13 protein-coding genes are annotated in these 15,743 nt (G+C 43.1%); 5 read left to right on the forward strand and 8 right to left on the reverse strand.

Annotated elements, in window-relative coordinates; all coding sequences use genetic code 11:
• The first annotated feature begins 194 nt into the window (after positions 1 to 194).
• Positions 195 to 1,562 (forward strand): phosphoglucosamine mutase, encoded by a 1,368-nt coding sequence (gene glmM / locus ACMFL8_RS05535; protein WP_010199765.1) that lies wholly within the window; start codon positions 195 to 197, stop codon positions 1,560 to 1,562.
• A 239-nt stretch (positions 1,563 to 1,801) separates the two neighbouring features.
• Positions 1,802 to 2,455 (forward strand): pyridoxamine 5'-phosphate oxidase, encoded by a 654-nt coding sequence (pdxH, locus tag ACMFL8_RS05540; RefSeq protein ID WP_189585264.1) that lies wholly within the window; start codon positions 1,802 to 1,804, stop codon positions 2,453 to 2,455.
• A 298-nt stretch (positions 2,456 to 2,753) separates the two neighbouring features.
• On the opposite strand, the gene ACMFL8_RS05545 is transcribed toward pdxH, so the two are convergent.
• The 7 genes from ACMFL8_RS05545 to ACMFL8_RS05575 all read right to left on the reverse strand — a co-directional run bounded on the left by ACMFL8_RS05545 (position 2,754) and on the right by ACMFL8_RS05575 (position 10,983).
• Positions 2,754 to 4,031 (reverse strand): HlyD family secretion protein, encoded by a 1,278-nt coding sequence (locus tag ACMFL8_RS05545; protein ID WP_413190311.1) that lies wholly within the window; start codon positions 4,029 to 4,031, stop codon positions 2,754 to 2,756.
• A gap of 89 nt (positions 4,032 to 4,120) precedes the next feature.
• On the reverse strand, positions 4,121 to 5,809 hold the full coding sequence (locus ACMFL8_RS05550; RefSeq protein ID WP_413190312.1) for an MFS transporter: 1,689 nt from the start codon (positions 5,807 to 5,809) through the stop codon (positions 4,121 to 4,123).
• A 193-nt stretch (positions 5,810 to 6,002) separates the two neighbouring features.
• A complete protein-coding gene (locus tag ACMFL8_RS05555) occupies positions 6,003 to 6,638 on the reverse strand; it encodes a glutathione S-transferase family protein (protein ID WP_010201074.1) in 636 nt (211 codons plus the stop codon).
• Positions 6,639 to 6,668: 30 nt separating this feature from the next.
• Positions 6,669 to 7,346: a type 1 glutamine amidotransferase domain-containing protein gene (locus tag ACMFL8_RS05560; RefSeq protein WP_010201076.1), complete on the reverse strand. Its 678-nt coding sequence runs from the start codon at positions 7,344 to 7,346 to the stop codon at positions 6,669 to 6,671.
• A gap of 174 nt (positions 7,347 to 7,520) precedes the next feature.
• The gene (locus ACMFL8_RS05565) at positions 7,521 to 8,570 is read right to left on the reverse strand and encodes an NADP-dependent oxidoreductase (protein ID WP_413190313.1); all 1,050 of its coding nucleotides are present in this window, start codon (positions 8,568 to 8,570) and stop codon (positions 7,521 to 7,523) included.
• Positions 8,571 to 8,896: 326 nt separating this feature from the next.
• A complete protein-coding gene (locus ACMFL8_RS05570) occupies positions 8,897 to 10,108 on the reverse strand; it encodes an iron-containing alcohol dehydrogenase (protein WP_189584749.1) in 1,212 nt (403 codons plus the stop codon).
• A gap of 272 nt (positions 10,109 to 10,380) precedes the next feature.
• Entirely contained in the window at positions 10,381 to 10,983 is a 603-nt protein-coding gene (locus tag ACMFL8_RS05575) for a TetR/AcrR family transcriptional regulator (RefSeq protein ID WP_189584752.1), read from the reverse strand.
• A gap of 377 nt (positions 10,984 to 11,360) precedes the next feature.
• Between ACMFL8_RS05575 and ACMFL8_RS05580 the strand changes: the two genes are divergently transcribed.
• Positions 11,361 to 12,845, forward strand: a complete 1,485-nt coding sequence (locus ACMFL8_RS05580; RefSeq protein WP_210540675.1) for an aldehyde dehydrogenase family protein — start codon at positions 11,361 to 11,363, stop codon at positions 12,843 to 12,845.
• Positions 12,846 to 12,968: 123 nt separating this feature from the next.
• Here ACMFL8_RS05580 and ACMFL8_RS05585 read toward each other — a convergent pair whose 3' ends face one another.
• Positions 12,969 to 13,217: a hypothetical protein gene (locus ACMFL8_RS05585; protein WP_010201084.1), complete on the reverse strand. Its 249-nt coding sequence runs from the start codon at positions 13,215 to 13,217 to the stop codon at positions 12,969 to 12,971.
• A 478-nt stretch (positions 13,218 to 13,695) separates the two neighbouring features.
• On the opposite strand from ACMFL8_RS05585, the gene ACMFL8_RS05590 reads away from it, so the two are divergent.
• Both ACMFL8_RS05590 and ACMFL8_RS05595 read left to right on the forward strand, forming a co-directional pair.
• Complete coding sequence (locus tag ACMFL8_RS05590; RefSeq protein WP_413190314.1) at positions 13,696 to 15,090, forward strand: DASH family cryptochrome; 1,395 nt, start codon at positions 13,696 to 13,698, stop codon at positions 15,088 to 15,090.
• A gap of 69 nt (positions 15,091 to 15,159) precedes the next feature.
• The gene (locus ACMFL8_RS05595) at positions 15,160 to 15,597 is read left to right on the forward strand and encodes a DUF3429 domain-containing protein (protein ID WP_413190315.1); all 438 of its coding nucleotides are present in this window, start codon (positions 15,160 to 15,162) and stop codon (positions 15,595 to 15,597) included.
• The last annotated feature ends 146 nt before the right edge of the window (positions 15,598 to 15,743 follow it).

Below are 15,743 nucleotides of genomic sequence, written 5' to 3' on the forward strand. Positions count from 1 at the left end.
ATAACTTTTTAGTCCTAAGAACGTCGATAGTCACTGACAGACAGCATGACAGTGACATCAGGATACAAACAGTCAACAATGCCCCGTCATTGTTGGCTGTTTTTTTTGTAAAATACACCAATAGATTATAATAACTATTGCCTTGCCTGCGCGTACGTCTGGCGTTTCATTTTTAGACTTGAGGAACATTTGTAATGAGCTACTTTGGCACTGATGGTATTCGCGGAAAATTTGGTGAGTTACCGATCACCCCTGATTTTATTCTAAAATTAGGTTATGTGACTGGACTGGTGCTCATAGAAAACAATGACAATCCTAGCCGTAAGCCGAGCGTGGTCATCGGCAAAGACACTCGTCTCTCAGGCTATGTGATCGAAGGGGCGCTACAGGCCGGTTTTAACGCAGCAGGGGTCGATGTAAACATGCTTGGCCCATTACCAACGCCAGCTATCGCTCACTTAACTCGCAGCTTTCATGCAGATGCAGGCGTCGTTATCTCAGCATCTCATAATCCATACTATGACAACGGCATTAAGTTCTTCTCAGCTGACGGTAAAAAGTTGACCGATGAGATGCAAACGGCGATTAATGACAAATTAAAAGCCATTATGAGCGACTCTAATGGCAGCGATGTGCTCATGCCTATTCTTGATCCAGCACAATTGGGTAAAAATAACCGAATTAATGATGCTAAAGGTCGCTATATTGAATTCTGTAAAGGCAGCTTCCCTTATCAGTACGACTTAGCTCATCTAACTATTGTTGTCGATTGTGCCAATGGCGCAGGCTATAGCGTTGCTCCAAGAGTCATGCGTGAGCTTGGTGCCAACGTGATTGCTATTAATAATACGCCAGACGGTATCAATATCAATGCTGACTGCGGCTCGACCCATCCAGAGAGCTTGCAAAAAGCCGTACTTGAGCACGAAGCGGATGTCGGTATTGCCTTAGATGGTGACGGTGATCGTATCGTGATGGTCGATGAGATGGGTAAACTGGTCGATGGCGATGGCATTTTATACGTGCTTGCCACCCAAGGCAAAACGCCTGCGGTAGGGGTGGTTGGTACGCTCATGACTAACATGGGTCTAGAGTTGGCATTGAAGGAGGCAGGTATTGCCTTTACTCGTGCAAAAGTAGGCGATCGTTATGTCATGCAAGAGCTTGCCGCTCACGACTGGATACTAGGTGGTGAACCATCTGGGCATATATTATGCTTAGACAAGAGCCGTACGGGCGATGCGATCATTGCAAGCTTACAAGTATTGGCCGTTATGCAAGCGCAAAATAAAGCTCTAAGTGACCTTACAGAGGGCTTTGAAGTACTGCCACAGAAGCTGGTCAATGTACGCTTATCTACCATGCAAGATCCTTTTGAGCATAAAGAGTTAGTCACCGCTTTTGATAAAGCACGTGCTACTCTAGAGGGTCGTGGTCGTCTGTTGATTCGTCAATCGGGCACTGAGCCGATGATTCGAGTGATGGTCGAGTCAGATGATGAGATAGAGTGTGATGTGATGGCCAATGATTTGGCTGAGCAGATTAAGGCAGTATTGGGCTAGGGCGTGTCTTCAATTCACTCGATAGTCATCTCAATGGGCTGAAAATGGCTAAATCTTGCTAAACATCGTCAAATAGCTGGTTAATATCCCGATATTATCTGCACTATTTTTCTTGTTTGACTGTAATTTATCTCATTTTTATCACCATTTTTGAAATGAAGACACGCCTTAATAATCTCGATAAATAGGTCATTAAAAAGGGCTTAATAATATAACGCAATCAAGGAATAGTTATGAGCATGGACTTTACCGATCAACGTTTATCGTACGAAAAAGGCGCTCTTGACCAGCAGTCGATTCCTACATCACCATTTGAGCTATTAAAAGGTTGGATTAGCGATGCGACCGAGCAAAAAGTGCAAGAGCCCTATGCGATGAGCCTTGCTACTTGCGGGGCAGATAATAAACCCAGTGTGCGTATTGTATTAATGCGTGAGATTACTGAGACTGGTGTGGTATTTTATACCAACTATGAAAGTGCTAAAGGTCAAGATATCGCTGAGAACCCCAATGCAGAAGTGCTGTTCTTTTGGCATGAGCTTGAGCGGCAAGTCCGTATCAGCGGTAGCATTGCTAAAATAGATGCCAATAAGTCAGCTACGTACTTCCAAAAGCGTCCACACGATAGTCAAGTAGGCGCATGGGTCAGCCAACCACAAAGCGGTGAAGTTGCTAACCGAGAAGTTATGGAACAGACCTTTGACCAGCTACAAGCTGATTATCCCGAAAACAGCCAAGTGCCAACACCAGCGTTTTGGGGCGGTTATGAGATTACGATCAATGAGATTGAATTTTGGCAAGGTCGTGCCAACCGCATGCATGACCGTATTGTGTACACCCAAGATAGCAACGAGGACAAGGCAGGTTGGACAACTAAGCGCTTATTACCTTAGACGTTAAATTAATAGGTGTGAGGCTGATAGATGTCAGCTTATTTTAACGCTAAACAAAACCCCCTTTAAATCCCTTTATACTGGTATTTAAAGGGGGTTTTTATGCTAGAGCGTACTTAATATGCCCCAGTTTTTTGCTTTAATCTATAGTTAAAATACCTCAAAAACGTGACGATACTGCTGATATCAATTTTTTGTAGCCTCTGTCTGCACAGGCACAGCAAGCAAGAAAAATTGATATCATCAGTGCGTGATGTATCGATATTATTTTTCACTGACTATAGTTTTTCGCTTTAATCTAGCTTTTCGCTTTGATATTAGTATCTACATCGACAGAGACCGACATACCGGGACGTAATTGAGCAAGCTCAGCCTGATTTTGGTCTAAGTCAATACGCACGGGGATACGCTGGGCTATTTTAATATAGTTGCCAGTCGCAGGGTTTGCCGCGCCTGCGCTAAATTCACTTCCAGTCGCTGGTGAGATATTGCTGACACGCCCGTGGAATTTGGCACCACCAAGCGCATCTACATGGATAGTAGCGGGCTCGCCGACCGCCATACTGGTTATTTGGGTTTCCTTAAAGTTCGCAATAATCCAAATTCCTTTTGGCACGATATACATGAGCTGTGTGCCTGCACCAACATACTGACCTTCTTTGACGCTGACTTGGCTCAACTGCCCTGATTCAGGTGCTGTGATGATGGTATTGTCCAGATTGATTTGCGCCTGCTTAACCCCTGCTTCAGCATTTTTGATATTTGCATCTAGGGATGAGCGACTACCACTGGTTTTTTCACGGTTCTCTTGAGCAGCTTGTAGGTTGGCTTCTGCTTGTTGCACGCCTGCCTGTGCTTGAGCAAGTTGCGCCTTGATGTGAGCCACTTCTGCTTTTGATACAGCACCGATAGCATCTAAGCCTTGATAGCGGTTTACATCTTCACGAGCACTCTCTACATTGATTTTGGCACTATAGAGGTCGGCTTTGCGTGCTTCTATTTGTGCTTGACTAGATTGGGTGTCTTGATCATTGCTAGAGCGGTTGGTGACAGCCACTTCAGTATTGGCCTCGGCTTGTTCGAGTTGCTGCTGAAAGGTTCGATCGTCTATTTTTATCAATAGGTCACCGGCTCTGACATTGGCAAAATCTTGTACTGCTACCTCGGTGACATAGCCAGAGACTTGCGGGCTGATGATGGTCGTCTGGCCTTTGACAAAGGCGTTATTGGTTTGCTGTACCGTTGGGGTAAACGGTGGGAGCTTCCATGCATACAAAATCAATGCCACACCAATGACAATCATTACAACCAATAATCCTAAATTCAGATAGGATTTTTTCTTTGGCGACCAGCCAGTAGCCGCTGCGATAGGTTCTTTTGGTGGCATAGGCGTCTCATCACGTGAGCCTTTTTGTATGTCAGTAGCTGGATTTGTCTCAGAGGTATCCGTTTGCTCTATTGTAGGATTTTCGGCCTGATTGGTATCGGTATTTGACGCAATACGTGCGTCTGTTATGGGAGCATCAGTTGACGTCTGAGGTGTTTGATTCAGTTCACTGGGTTTCTTTTGGCTCATGACGCGCTCCTAAATGTTTAATTAGCAAATACTTACACGGTGTGGCGATAAATCAATAAAGTGAAAAATCACTCATGCAATAAAAGGCATTATTTTGGTTCACGCATTTTTGCAATAACAGCAAGCTCTTTAGCCAGAGGATTGCGTTTGTGATAACGATAGTAAAAATAATTGAGTAATAACATAGCAGTAGCCATAGTTGATAGAATGGCCATGATAAAAAACAAATCACCATAAGCGGAGACCGTTGCTTGGCGCTGAATCCCTTGCAAAACTTGGCTCATTGCAGCTACATTCGCTTGCGCTGCGTCCGTCGTTTGGTTTGACAATACACTACGAGTACCAGCAATTTGAGCACTGAACGCAGGATCCCCCAAATTCAGTGAGCTGACCATATCGGCATAATGCACTTGCGTACGAATGGTTGTAAATGCCTGAATTGCCGCTGCACCTGCCAAGCCACCAACCGTTTGTGAAATACCAAAAATAACGGAAAAACTAATAATATAGGCAGGACCACTGGCAATCGCACGCAAAAATCCTTCAAAAACCAGAGGCCCCATAAAATACACCGCGGCAAATGCAATCAAAAATTGGCTGAGATAAAACATATAGGGTGCAGAATTAATAGACACACCCACATCCATCCAAGAGCCTAATGCAATCAATGCCACGGCAAAAATAACGGGTCGGCGTAAATCCATCGGATTGGTGCTAAAAATACTAATCACCAAAGCCAACACACTGGCAGCCAATATGACCGCATAAAAAGTAATGAGCTGATCGTTACCATAGCCTAAGTTGGCAAGTAATCCTGCCGCACCGACATTTTGCTCAGATAACAAAATTCGCATGACAGCGCCCGTAATCATAAAAGCGATAATATTACGGCTACGCATCCAGCGAACTTGCAGCATTGGGTTTTTGCGATGCGTTTCAATCCATAAGGCGATGCTGATTCCAACAATGGCAATCATCAGTGGATAGACAAGCCAAGGCGTCGTCCACCATAAAATCCTACCTTGCACCAAAATGACCGCTAATGCAGCCAGACCGCTCGCAAAAAACCCAAAGCTGAGAAAATCGAGTTTCTCAAACACTTTTTCTGTATTACCTGGTGGTAGCTCTAAGATGTTAATAAGTCCAAAGCAAATCAGCGCCAAACCAAATTGGAATAAAAACAAGTTTTCAAGCTGACCATCGATGGTGAGGTAGGGCGAGATGATGCGTGATAGTGGAATACCGAACTGTACCAAGCCAAAGCCCAATATGAGGCCACTAGTACGTTTGACAGTTGGCATACCTTGCAAGCAATAAAATAAGCCCAATATGGTCATGCCACTGGCCACCATACCGCTAAGTCCCCTTGCGACAATCTCTAGGTAATAGGGCTCGATGCCAATGTTAGGCGTATCTAATAAGTGACTACTGATCAGCCACTGTAGACTCGTGGCGGCTAACAGAAAAAATAGGGTGATTTTACTAAACAGTGACATGCCAAATTGTTGGCGAATTTTGTACAGTAGAACGGTAATACAGGCATTGGTCATATTGTAGCTGACAGATATCCAACCCCCTTCGGCAGGCGTTAATCCCAGTTGGCCTTGAATTTGATTGAGATTTGCGACAAGTAGACCATTTTGAAAGCTGGCTGTGAGACCAACGAAAATTCCAATCAGCAAATAAAACACTTTACGGCGTGCAGGATGGTCAGGATTGGCTGGAGAGCCCACCATCATTGGTTGTTCGTGGGGTTTGAACTGGTATTCAGTACTCATGGTCGTATGATGATTTGTGTGAATGAATAGAGTAAGGACATGGTACAGCTCCCCTATGATTGGCGGCGCTAGCTGCGCGTGTCAGTAACTGATCTTAGTACAGTTATTAATGGAATAAAACAACAAAAATAGCCCAAGATAGACTTGGGCTATTTTATCATATTTTTTATTGAGCATTTATTATGAAGCGTGTTTACGCTTGCTTTGACTCGTCATGCTCAGCTTCAAGATTCATCGCACGTTGATAGCTATCAAGACTGGCCAGCTTTTCAGCATATTGTTTAATATGTGGATAAGCATCTAGTTTTTGACGTTGAGCAAGAATGATCAAGTCAAACGACAGCATAAAATCAGCACCGCTCAATTTATCACCCACAATAAACGACTTACCCTCAACTGAGGTGTCTAGGTATTTGAACAGTCTGGTTTTTTCTATCTCTATATAACCGTTCAAAAACTCATTGTCGTTGATACCTGCTTTTTTGGTAAACAATTCAAGCATCAATGGCAACATCAGCGAGCTTTCAGCAAAGTCAATCCACTGTAGATAATGCCCATAATCGGCGCTATCAGGAGCAGGGCGTAGACGATCTGGCGCAAAGCGTTCGATCAATAGCTCAGTAATGGCCCCTGACTCCGAGTATATTTCACCATCCATTTCAATGACCGGTGATTTACCAAGAGGATGTACAGCTTTTAAGCTATCAGGTGCCAGATGCGTTTTAGCATCACGCTGATGACTGACGATCTCATAAGGGACGCCAAGCTCTTCTAAAAGCCATAAAGTACGTAGCGACCGTGATTGGTTGAGATGGTGTAAACGAATCATAATAGTAGCCTTTTTACTTTGTTAATTGGATCAACCGTTAAGCTTTGCCATTAGACGCTTAGCTGCTTCTTCTGACGATGCTGGGTTTTGACCTGTGATTAACAAGCCGTCTTCTACCACAAACGATTCCCAATCAGCCGCTTTTTCGTAATTACCGCCATTGGCTTTAAGCGCATCTTCTACTAAGAAAGGCACTACATCCGTAAGGCCAACTGCGTCTTCTTCTGAATTGGTAAAACCAGTAACAGTTTTGCCTTTCACTAGGTACTCACCATCAACTTTGACGTTTTTAAGCGCGGCAGGAGAGTGACAAACAAAAGCAACAGGCTTATCTTGTTTTACAAAGGTCTCGATCAGATTGATAGAGTTTTCATCAACTGCCAAATCCCACAATGGGCCGTGACCACCAGGGTAAAAGACTGAGTCAAAGTCTTCTGCTTTCATATCAGCCAGTTTTTTGGTGTTAGCTAAATGCTCTTGAGCGTCTTTATCATCTTTAAAACGGGTGGTATCTTTTGTTTGCGCATCTGGTGTGTCGCTACTAGGATCTAGTGGTGGCTGACCACCAGCAGGAGAGGCGATCGTGACATTGGCGCCAGCATCAAGAAAAGCATAGTAAGGTGCGGCAAATTCTTCTAGCCAAAAACCTGTTTTCTTACCAGTATCGCCCAATTTATCGTGTGAAGTTAGTACCATTAAAATATTCATGATTGTCCTTATTTATTATTAACGTTGTTTTTAAATGATTGATGGTTAGCAGCCATCTTTAACCAATCGTACTTAGTCAATAATAGCGATGACTGCCAACAGTATTCATGGTTAAGATGTCATTTTCAGTGGTTTTCTTAACAAATTATGTTGTTAACTCGTTATCTAACCGATTTATTCGACATCAGATACTTTTACGACGGTCTTGCCAAAGTTATCACCATTGAGCATGTCAACGAAGGCGTTCGGTGCGTCATCCAAGCCATCTGCAATGTATTCTTTGGTTTTGACATCACCTGATTCTACCCATTTACTCATGGTTTCTAAAAATTCTGGGAAGTGATCGCCATACTCTTCAAAGATGATGAAGCCTTTGACGGTTAAACGGTTGGCCAATACTTGACCCATTAGCATACCCAAGCGGTCTTTGCCATCAGGTAAGTCAGTGGCGTTATATTGTGATACTAGACCACATACTGGAATACGAGCATGCGCGTTCAATAGTGGTAATACTGCATCGAACACTTTACCGCCAACGTTTTCGTAATAGATGTCGATACCATCTGGGCACGCTGCTTTTAATTGCTCAGCGAAGTCATCGGCTTTGTGATCGATACAGACATCAAAGCCAAGCTCGTTGACCGCAAAATCACACTTTTCTTTGCCGCCTGCGACACCGACAGTGCGCAGACCATATTGATTACCCACTTGACCAACCGTTGCACCGACAGGACCAGTAGCCGCTGCGACAACCAAAGTTTCGCCTTTTTGTGGTTTGCCGATATCGGTCAAACCCATATAACCAGTAAAGCCTGGCATACCAAGGACACCTAAACCATAAGAAGGGTTCGGCATGTCTTTGTCTAATTTGAGGATGCCTTCGCCATTACTGACGCTGTAATCCTGCCAGCCTGAGTTTGAGACCACTAAATCGCCTTTAGAGAAACCATCGACATTGGATTCAACGACTTGAGCGACTGTGCCGCCCATTATAACATCACCAACCTCTAAGGGATCAGCGTAGCTTTTGGCATCGCTCATACGTCCGCGCATATACGGGTCTAATGATAGATAGACCGTACGCAGTAGCATCTCATTGTTATTGGGTGTTGGGATGTCGCTAGTAGCCATGTCAAAATTTTCAGCTTTTGGCTCACCAGTAGGACGACTGGCCAGTTTGATTTGACGATTTTGTTGTTGGTTTTGTTGTTTTTCAAAGCTCATAGTAAAGCCCCTTTTCTATTTATTGAGTGTTAGATGTTGATTGTCAGTTAATGACTAATACTTAGAAAGTTAACTGTTTAATCATTGGGTATTGCATAGCCGTTTTTTAATAATTATTGGCTAGTTACTGATTGAAAACTAATGACTGATTAAGAGGGCAGTAACTACTCACTGTTGAATAGTTACTGTTATTTTCATGATAATTTTATTTTGACGATACTTTTATCTTCACGACAATATCATTTCGGATAGTGTCACTTAAAGGAGGACAATCACAAACAAATACTATTTAACCTAACATCGCATTTATTTGCTGTATTCATTGGTTACGAAGCCTTGCTAGTAACCGCACGGTCCAAGATACGACGTGATACGTCAAGATCGTTTTTGCCGTGCTCACCCAGCTTGACCATGTTATGAGCTTCAAGTTGTTTGATAATAGGATCAATGGCAGCATTGTCTAAATCAACATCTTCTAAGCTTACTGGCAAGCCAAGCTCGCGGAAGAAGTTTTCAGTGTTGACAATCGCTGTCTCAATGATGGTGTCATCATCTTGGTCAGTATCGGTGAGGTTCCATACGTTACGTGCATACTGAAGCAATTTTTCTTTTTTGCTTTCTTTTAGCTCGCGCATCACTGATGGTAAAACGATGGTTAATGTACGTGCATGATCGATAGCGTGCAATGAAGTTAATTCATGACCAACCATATGCGTCGTCCAATCCTGTGGCACACCAGTACCAATCAGACCGTTCAGTGCCATGGTCGCTGTCCACATGATGTTTTTACGCGTTTCCATGTTTTCTGGGTCTTTTTTGACTGCTGGACCTTCTTCAATCAGAATTTTCAACAAGCTTTCAGCAAAGGCGTCTTGGACTTTAGCATTGACTGGATAAGTCAAATATTGTTCCATCACATGGACGAATGCATCAGCAACACCATTCATGACCTGACGCTCAGGCAAAGTCAATGTCTTAGTAGGATCTAAGATTGAGAACTTAGGGAAGGCAAGTGGGTTACCAAACGGTAGTTTTGCTTGGCGTTCGCTATAGTTAACAACGCCGCCAGAGTTCATCTCTGAACCAGTCGCTGGAATCGTTAAGACTGCACCTAGGTCAACGGCAGAGTCGATATTTCTGCAATAGCTTGTCAAGGCATCCCATGCTTGATCGCGTGAGACAGTACCGTCTTCTTCTGTTAATGAAGCCACAAGCGCCACAAACTTACTGCCATCAATGACTGAACCGCCACCGACTGCTAATAAGAAATCGATATTGTGCTCGTTAACCATGTCAGCAGCTTTTAATAGTGTGACAAATTCTGGATTTGGCTCAATACCACCAAACTCAAAGACAGTACGGTTTCCGCTCGCAGACAAAGCATCTTTTACTTCGTCTAATGTACCAGTGCGCTGTGCTGAACCGCCACCATAAGTAATAAGAACACGGGCATCAGTAGGGACTAGATCTGATAATTGCTCGATTTGACCTTCACCAAAAACGATACGTACTGGGTTGTAATATTGAAAGTTATTCATAATTTTCCTAAAAGTTATAGAGTGTATATCTGAAATTAAAAGCTAAAATTCGTGATGCTTGTTTTAAACATCTGCAGGCATTGTACATTAATTAGACCGGTCGTCTAGTATTTTCTGTAAATAATTACAAAAGTATCGTAAACCAAATGATATGAATCCAACGAACCGTTATTTACTATTAAGGTGCTTTTCATTTAAGGCGCTTTTCATTGAAAACACCTAGGGATTGAGAGTGGTGATTCAGACCAGCGACTGAGAATAGGTAACGGCCGTTAGCGCCCCATTTGCGAAGTCGTCATTTGCCAGACTTCCGCAAGCGGCGTATTGGTTTGACTGGTCTTAGCGATTAAGCTGGCTCCGAGCCATGCAAAATACCAGCGCTTAGCCATACTCTCAGCAGCGATATTGTCAGGCTGTGGTACAGACCCATCGACCCAGCCCGCTTTTATTTGTGTGGCTAGCCAAGTGACAGTCTGCTGATAGCCAGCATTTAACGCCTCACGCATCGTCTCTGACATGTCTGCCACCTCGGCGCTGAGCTTGACGACCAAGCATTTCTCGTGGTCACAGCCATTCTGTTGGGTGTCGTACCAATTCTGAAAATAGTTATACAGTTTTTGCTGCGCACTCACATCTTGCCCGCCGATCGCTTCTAGACGATTCTTATAATTGACAAAATAGTGACTGATAATCGACTCACCAAAGGCTTCCTTTGAGGCAAAATAATGATAAAACGAGCCTTTGGGCACCCCTGCGGTATCCAATATTTGCTTGATACCAACAGCGGTAAAGCCTTTTTTGGCTATTAATTGGTAGCCAGTCGCAAGTAAATGAGCTTTGGTATCGGGTGTAGTAGTGTCTGTTATGTTAGACATAGGTAGGATGTTCTCCTTTAATAGCAGTATTTATATAAGGTAGTCAGCGTTCATTTGAACGTCATGTTGATAGCGTATTGTAATAGGATATATTTATAGGTGTTACGTTTTATCAACAATATTTACTGACAAAGTAGTCTTGTTTTATTGATAGCTATGGTAGCATTAGACCAGTCGTCTAGCAAGGTAGGTTTTGTTGTTATCCGTTATCACAGCGTCTTTATTCTAACTGATGGCTTTTAACTAATTGTTTAACCATAACTTCACACTTACTACTTATAAGATATGCTTTTAATTGAGATATCTCCGACTTAATAATTTTATTCAAATAATCGAAAATAAATATTCAGCACAACAAACCAAAAATAAGGCTAATTATGTCAACCAACAATACAACTACCAGTGCATATACTGACTTCCATTTGCAGTTCATCGCTGGTGAATGGCAAACAGGTAAGGACGACAGCAGCAATACTAATACCAATCCCTATAATGGCGATACGCTCGTAGAAATTCAGCAAGCGACCAAGGATCAGCTTAATGAAGCATACGATGCTGCGAGCCAAACTCAAGAAGCATGGGCTAAGCAAACGCCTGCAACGCGAGCCGCAGTGTTATATAAAGTGGTCAACATACTGGATCAGCGCCAAGAAGAAATCGTTGATTGGCTAATCAAAGAGTCGGGCAGCACACGTATCAAAGCGATGGTCGAATTCAGTGCGACGCGTGCGATTACCCTTGAAGCAGCGACGTTCCCTAACCGTGTACATGGTGAGATTCGTCCATCGAACACGCCTGGTAAAGAAAACTTTATTTATCGTGAGCCTATCGGTGTCGTAGCAGTTATTAGCCCATGGAACTTTCCGCTACATTTGACTCAGCGCTCTATCGCACCAGCCCTAGCGCTTGGTAACGCAGTGGTACTCAAGCCTGCTAGCGATACGCCAGTGACAGGTGGTTTGCTATTGGCCAAAGTATTTGAAGAAGCAGGTCTGCCAAAAGGTCTATTAAACGTAGTGGTCGGCTCAGGTAGCGAGATAGGCGATGCAATCGTTGAACACAAAGCGCCAAGCCTAGTGTCGTTTACAGGTTCGACCTCAGTGGGTAAACATATCGGTGAGTTAGCGAACGGCGGTGAGTACATTAAACAAGTGGCGCTTGAGCTTGGCGGTAACAGTCCGTTCGTCGTACTAAAAGATGCTGATATCGAACAAGCAGTAAAAGCGGCTGCCTTTGGTAAATTCTTGCATCAAGGTCAAATCTGTATCGCGATTAACAGAGTCATCGTAGAAGACGAGATATATGATGATTTCGTAGCGCGTTTCTTAGCGCATGTCAAAACATTGAACGTTGGAGACCCTAATAAGCAAGACACCGCTGTTGGCCCAATCATCAACGAAAAACAAGTCAAATCGCTCAAAGAAAAAATCGCTAAAGCGCAGGAAGAAGGCGCAAAAATGATACTAAGTGGCGAGATTGAAGGCCAAGTCGTACCACCGCACATCTTTACCGAAGTCACTCGCGAAATGGATCTATCACGTAATGAAGTGTTTGGACCACTGGTCGGTATCATTCGTGCTAAAGACGAAGACGATGCACTATCGATCGCCAATGATTCTATGTACGGTCTGTCTAGTGCGGTGTTCACTGCTGATATGCAAAAAGGTCTGCGTTTCGCTCGCGGTATCAGAGCTGGCATGACCCACATCAATGACATCTCGGTCAATGATGAAAGCAATACGCCATTCGGTGGTGAGAAAAACTCAGGTATCGGTCGCTTCAATGGCGAGTGGGTACTAGAAGAATTCACTAGAACACATTGGATCTCAATGCAAAATGAGCCACGTGAATATCCGTTCTAATTGTCTTAAGTTAGCTATTAAATCTAGCTTATAGCTAATAAAAAAGACCGCTTTGATAGCGGTCTTTTTTTGTGATATTTGGCAGCTTACTGAGAATGATGTATTTGAAAGTTAGTCAATCTCTTATCTAGCATGAAAGCCCAGTAATCCTTCAATCTCTTCAATAGTCATGCGTCTTACCAGTGCTTGTTCTTCTACCGACAAGCGATTGGTATGTTCTTTTATCATCGTATGAATACTCCGCGATATCTCAGAGGTGGTCGCGTAATACATTTGAGGCTGCTCTTTTGTCAGTCTCATCAAAAATCGATTAATAAGTTTACGCTTTTCATCTGATTTATTTTCTTCAGTCGTAGTATTATTTTGAGTCATGGTGTTCTCCTAGAGGTAAGCCATTTAAGCAGTCAGACATATGAGAGTCAATGCTTATAAGTGGTTTCTGGGGCTGAGCGCATTGCCTTACAAGTATTAGATTAGCATCAAAGTTGAATGCCAGGGCGTGTTGAACATTCACAAATAGGCACTGCTGATGCTAAAACTGTTTCAGACAAGGCGTAAAACGACGGTAATGCTCATGCCTTAACTAGGTTTACAACGCACTGCTTATATAGATCTGGGGGGCAGTTTTAGCATCAGCTCAAAGAGACAGAACTATTTTGTGCCATTTCATTGTTAAAGATACACGCTTAGAATGACTAAACTTACTATTTTTAACGTCGAACTGTCTAAAAAATAGTCTCTGTCAGAGCCATGGTCGAATGTTCAACACGCCCTAAGTATGTTCTACACTGTATACGATATTTCAAGGTTAAAGACTAAAATAAGCGCTAAACAGCCAGAAGGATAGGGTATGTCAAATCAATCAGCGAACAACTCAGAGAACAACTCAGAGAACAACAATGTCACATTGGTACTATTTCATAATGACTTGAGAGTGGCGGATAATGCCACTTTATTAAAAGCGTCTGAAATATCCACTAAAGGCAAATTATTGCTAGTTTATGCGTCATCGTTGACAGATATATTAGATAGTAAAGACCATTACGATGCCTATCGTTATGACGCTATTGGTCAAGCCCGCCAGCAGTTTCTACATGAGAGCTTGGCTGATTTAAATGCGTCACTGATACAGCGTGGTAATAGGTTGCTGTATTTACAGAAAGGCGAAGAAGCATTGGACGTCTTTACTCAGTTGAGTGATCTAATAGAGCAGCAACAAGTGACAGATATCTGCATCAGTCAGACGGCAGATTATAATCAAAACAAAGTATATGACCTTATACAGGCGAAGCATCCCGAGATACATTGGCATATCCAGACAACAGCGACTTTGTTTGACGAGTTACCGCTAGAGAGCCTGCCCAAAAGTTTTACGCAGTTTCGTAAACAAATAGAAACTGATTATGATTTGCTGCATGCAGAAAAAGATATAGCTATTTATCTAACGCCAGAATCACTTGCTCCATTGCCTGAAAATATGCAGAGTAGGGACGAGTACTTTTTTGAATCTCAGTTGTCTAATGAGGCAGGGCATGATAAGCCATCACAGCAGCTATCCAGTTTTAGAGGTGGTGAGTTAAATGGCCTCAAGCACTTAGATGCTTATTTCGATTCCGATGCACCCAGCACTTATAAAACAACCCGAAACGCGCTAGATGACTGGACACATTCTACGAAGTTCTCCGCTTGGCTTGCAAACGGCTCGCTGTCTGTAAACACAGTATTGAATCGTCTACGTCGCTATGAGCGCGATATCATCGAAAATGACTCTACTTACTGGATATGGTTTGAGCTGCTGTGGCGTGAGTATTTCTACTGGTATGCTGTCACCCATCAGCAAAAGTTATTTTGGTTCAAAGGTATCGCTCAGTACGCGCCATCAACCCAATTGGACGAAAATTTGTTAGCACAATGGAAGAGTGGTACAACACAATATCCTATCGTCAACGCTTGCATGAATCAATTGAGTACGACAGGCTATATGTCGAATCGCGGGCGACAACTGGTTGCTAGCTGCTTTATCCATGAGCTAGGGCTTGATTGGCGTTACGGGGCAGCTTACTTTGAGCAACATCTTGTTGATTACGATGTTGGTAGCAATTGGGGTAATTGGCAGTATCTGGCAGGCGTGGGTGCTGATCCAAGAGGATGCAGACAGTTTAATCTCGACAAGCAGACCCAGCAATACGATCCAAACGGTGAGTTTGTCCGTCAGTGGCAAGGCAACACTCAAAAGAGTGATTAATGTATATTGAAAACCACCAATCAACCAGTAAGAACTATTATTAGACTAATCATAAGATAGGTTTAAACAATGAAAAAGCCCAGTCCTTATCTAACTTTTGCAGGTACGATTCCATTTATAGCCTGTGCATTTTTGCTGATGATAGACGTTGTTACCGTGCCTATACTTGGCTCAGTAGCCAATATATTGAGTGCTTATGGTCTAGTGATTGCATCGTTTATGGCAGGTGCACATTGGGGCAATCATTTAGATTTAGCTGATGGCAATAAGTGGGCTGTTAGGCTTCCACTGTATAGCAATGTCATTGCGCTTGGCCTTTGGCTTGGTTTTTTGAGCTTATCCGCCAGTAGTTTTATTTGGCTATTAGTGATTGGTTTTATGAGCCTGCTAGTTATCGATTATAGTCTGCATCGAGCGCAGATTATCAGTCATACATACTTTCAAGTGAGGAAGTATGTCACGACGATAGTGGTCATATCGTTAGTCATTGCGGCATTACAGTTGTAAGTGGTATTGACTAAATCATGGCCAAATACTAGCTAAAGAACAGCCAGCTTGATTTCTCTATTTTTATACTTGGGACGTTGATTTGAGGGATTTCCGCAGGCGCCGCATTTCGGTGAGTAAAGTATTTAATAGTTAGACTAAAGATT

Source organism: Psychrobacter sp. AT9 (assembly GCF_047272965.1).
Lineage (GTDB): Bacteria > Pseudomonadota > Gammaproteobacteria > Pseudomonadales > Moraxellaceae > Psychrobacter > Psychrobacter glaciei.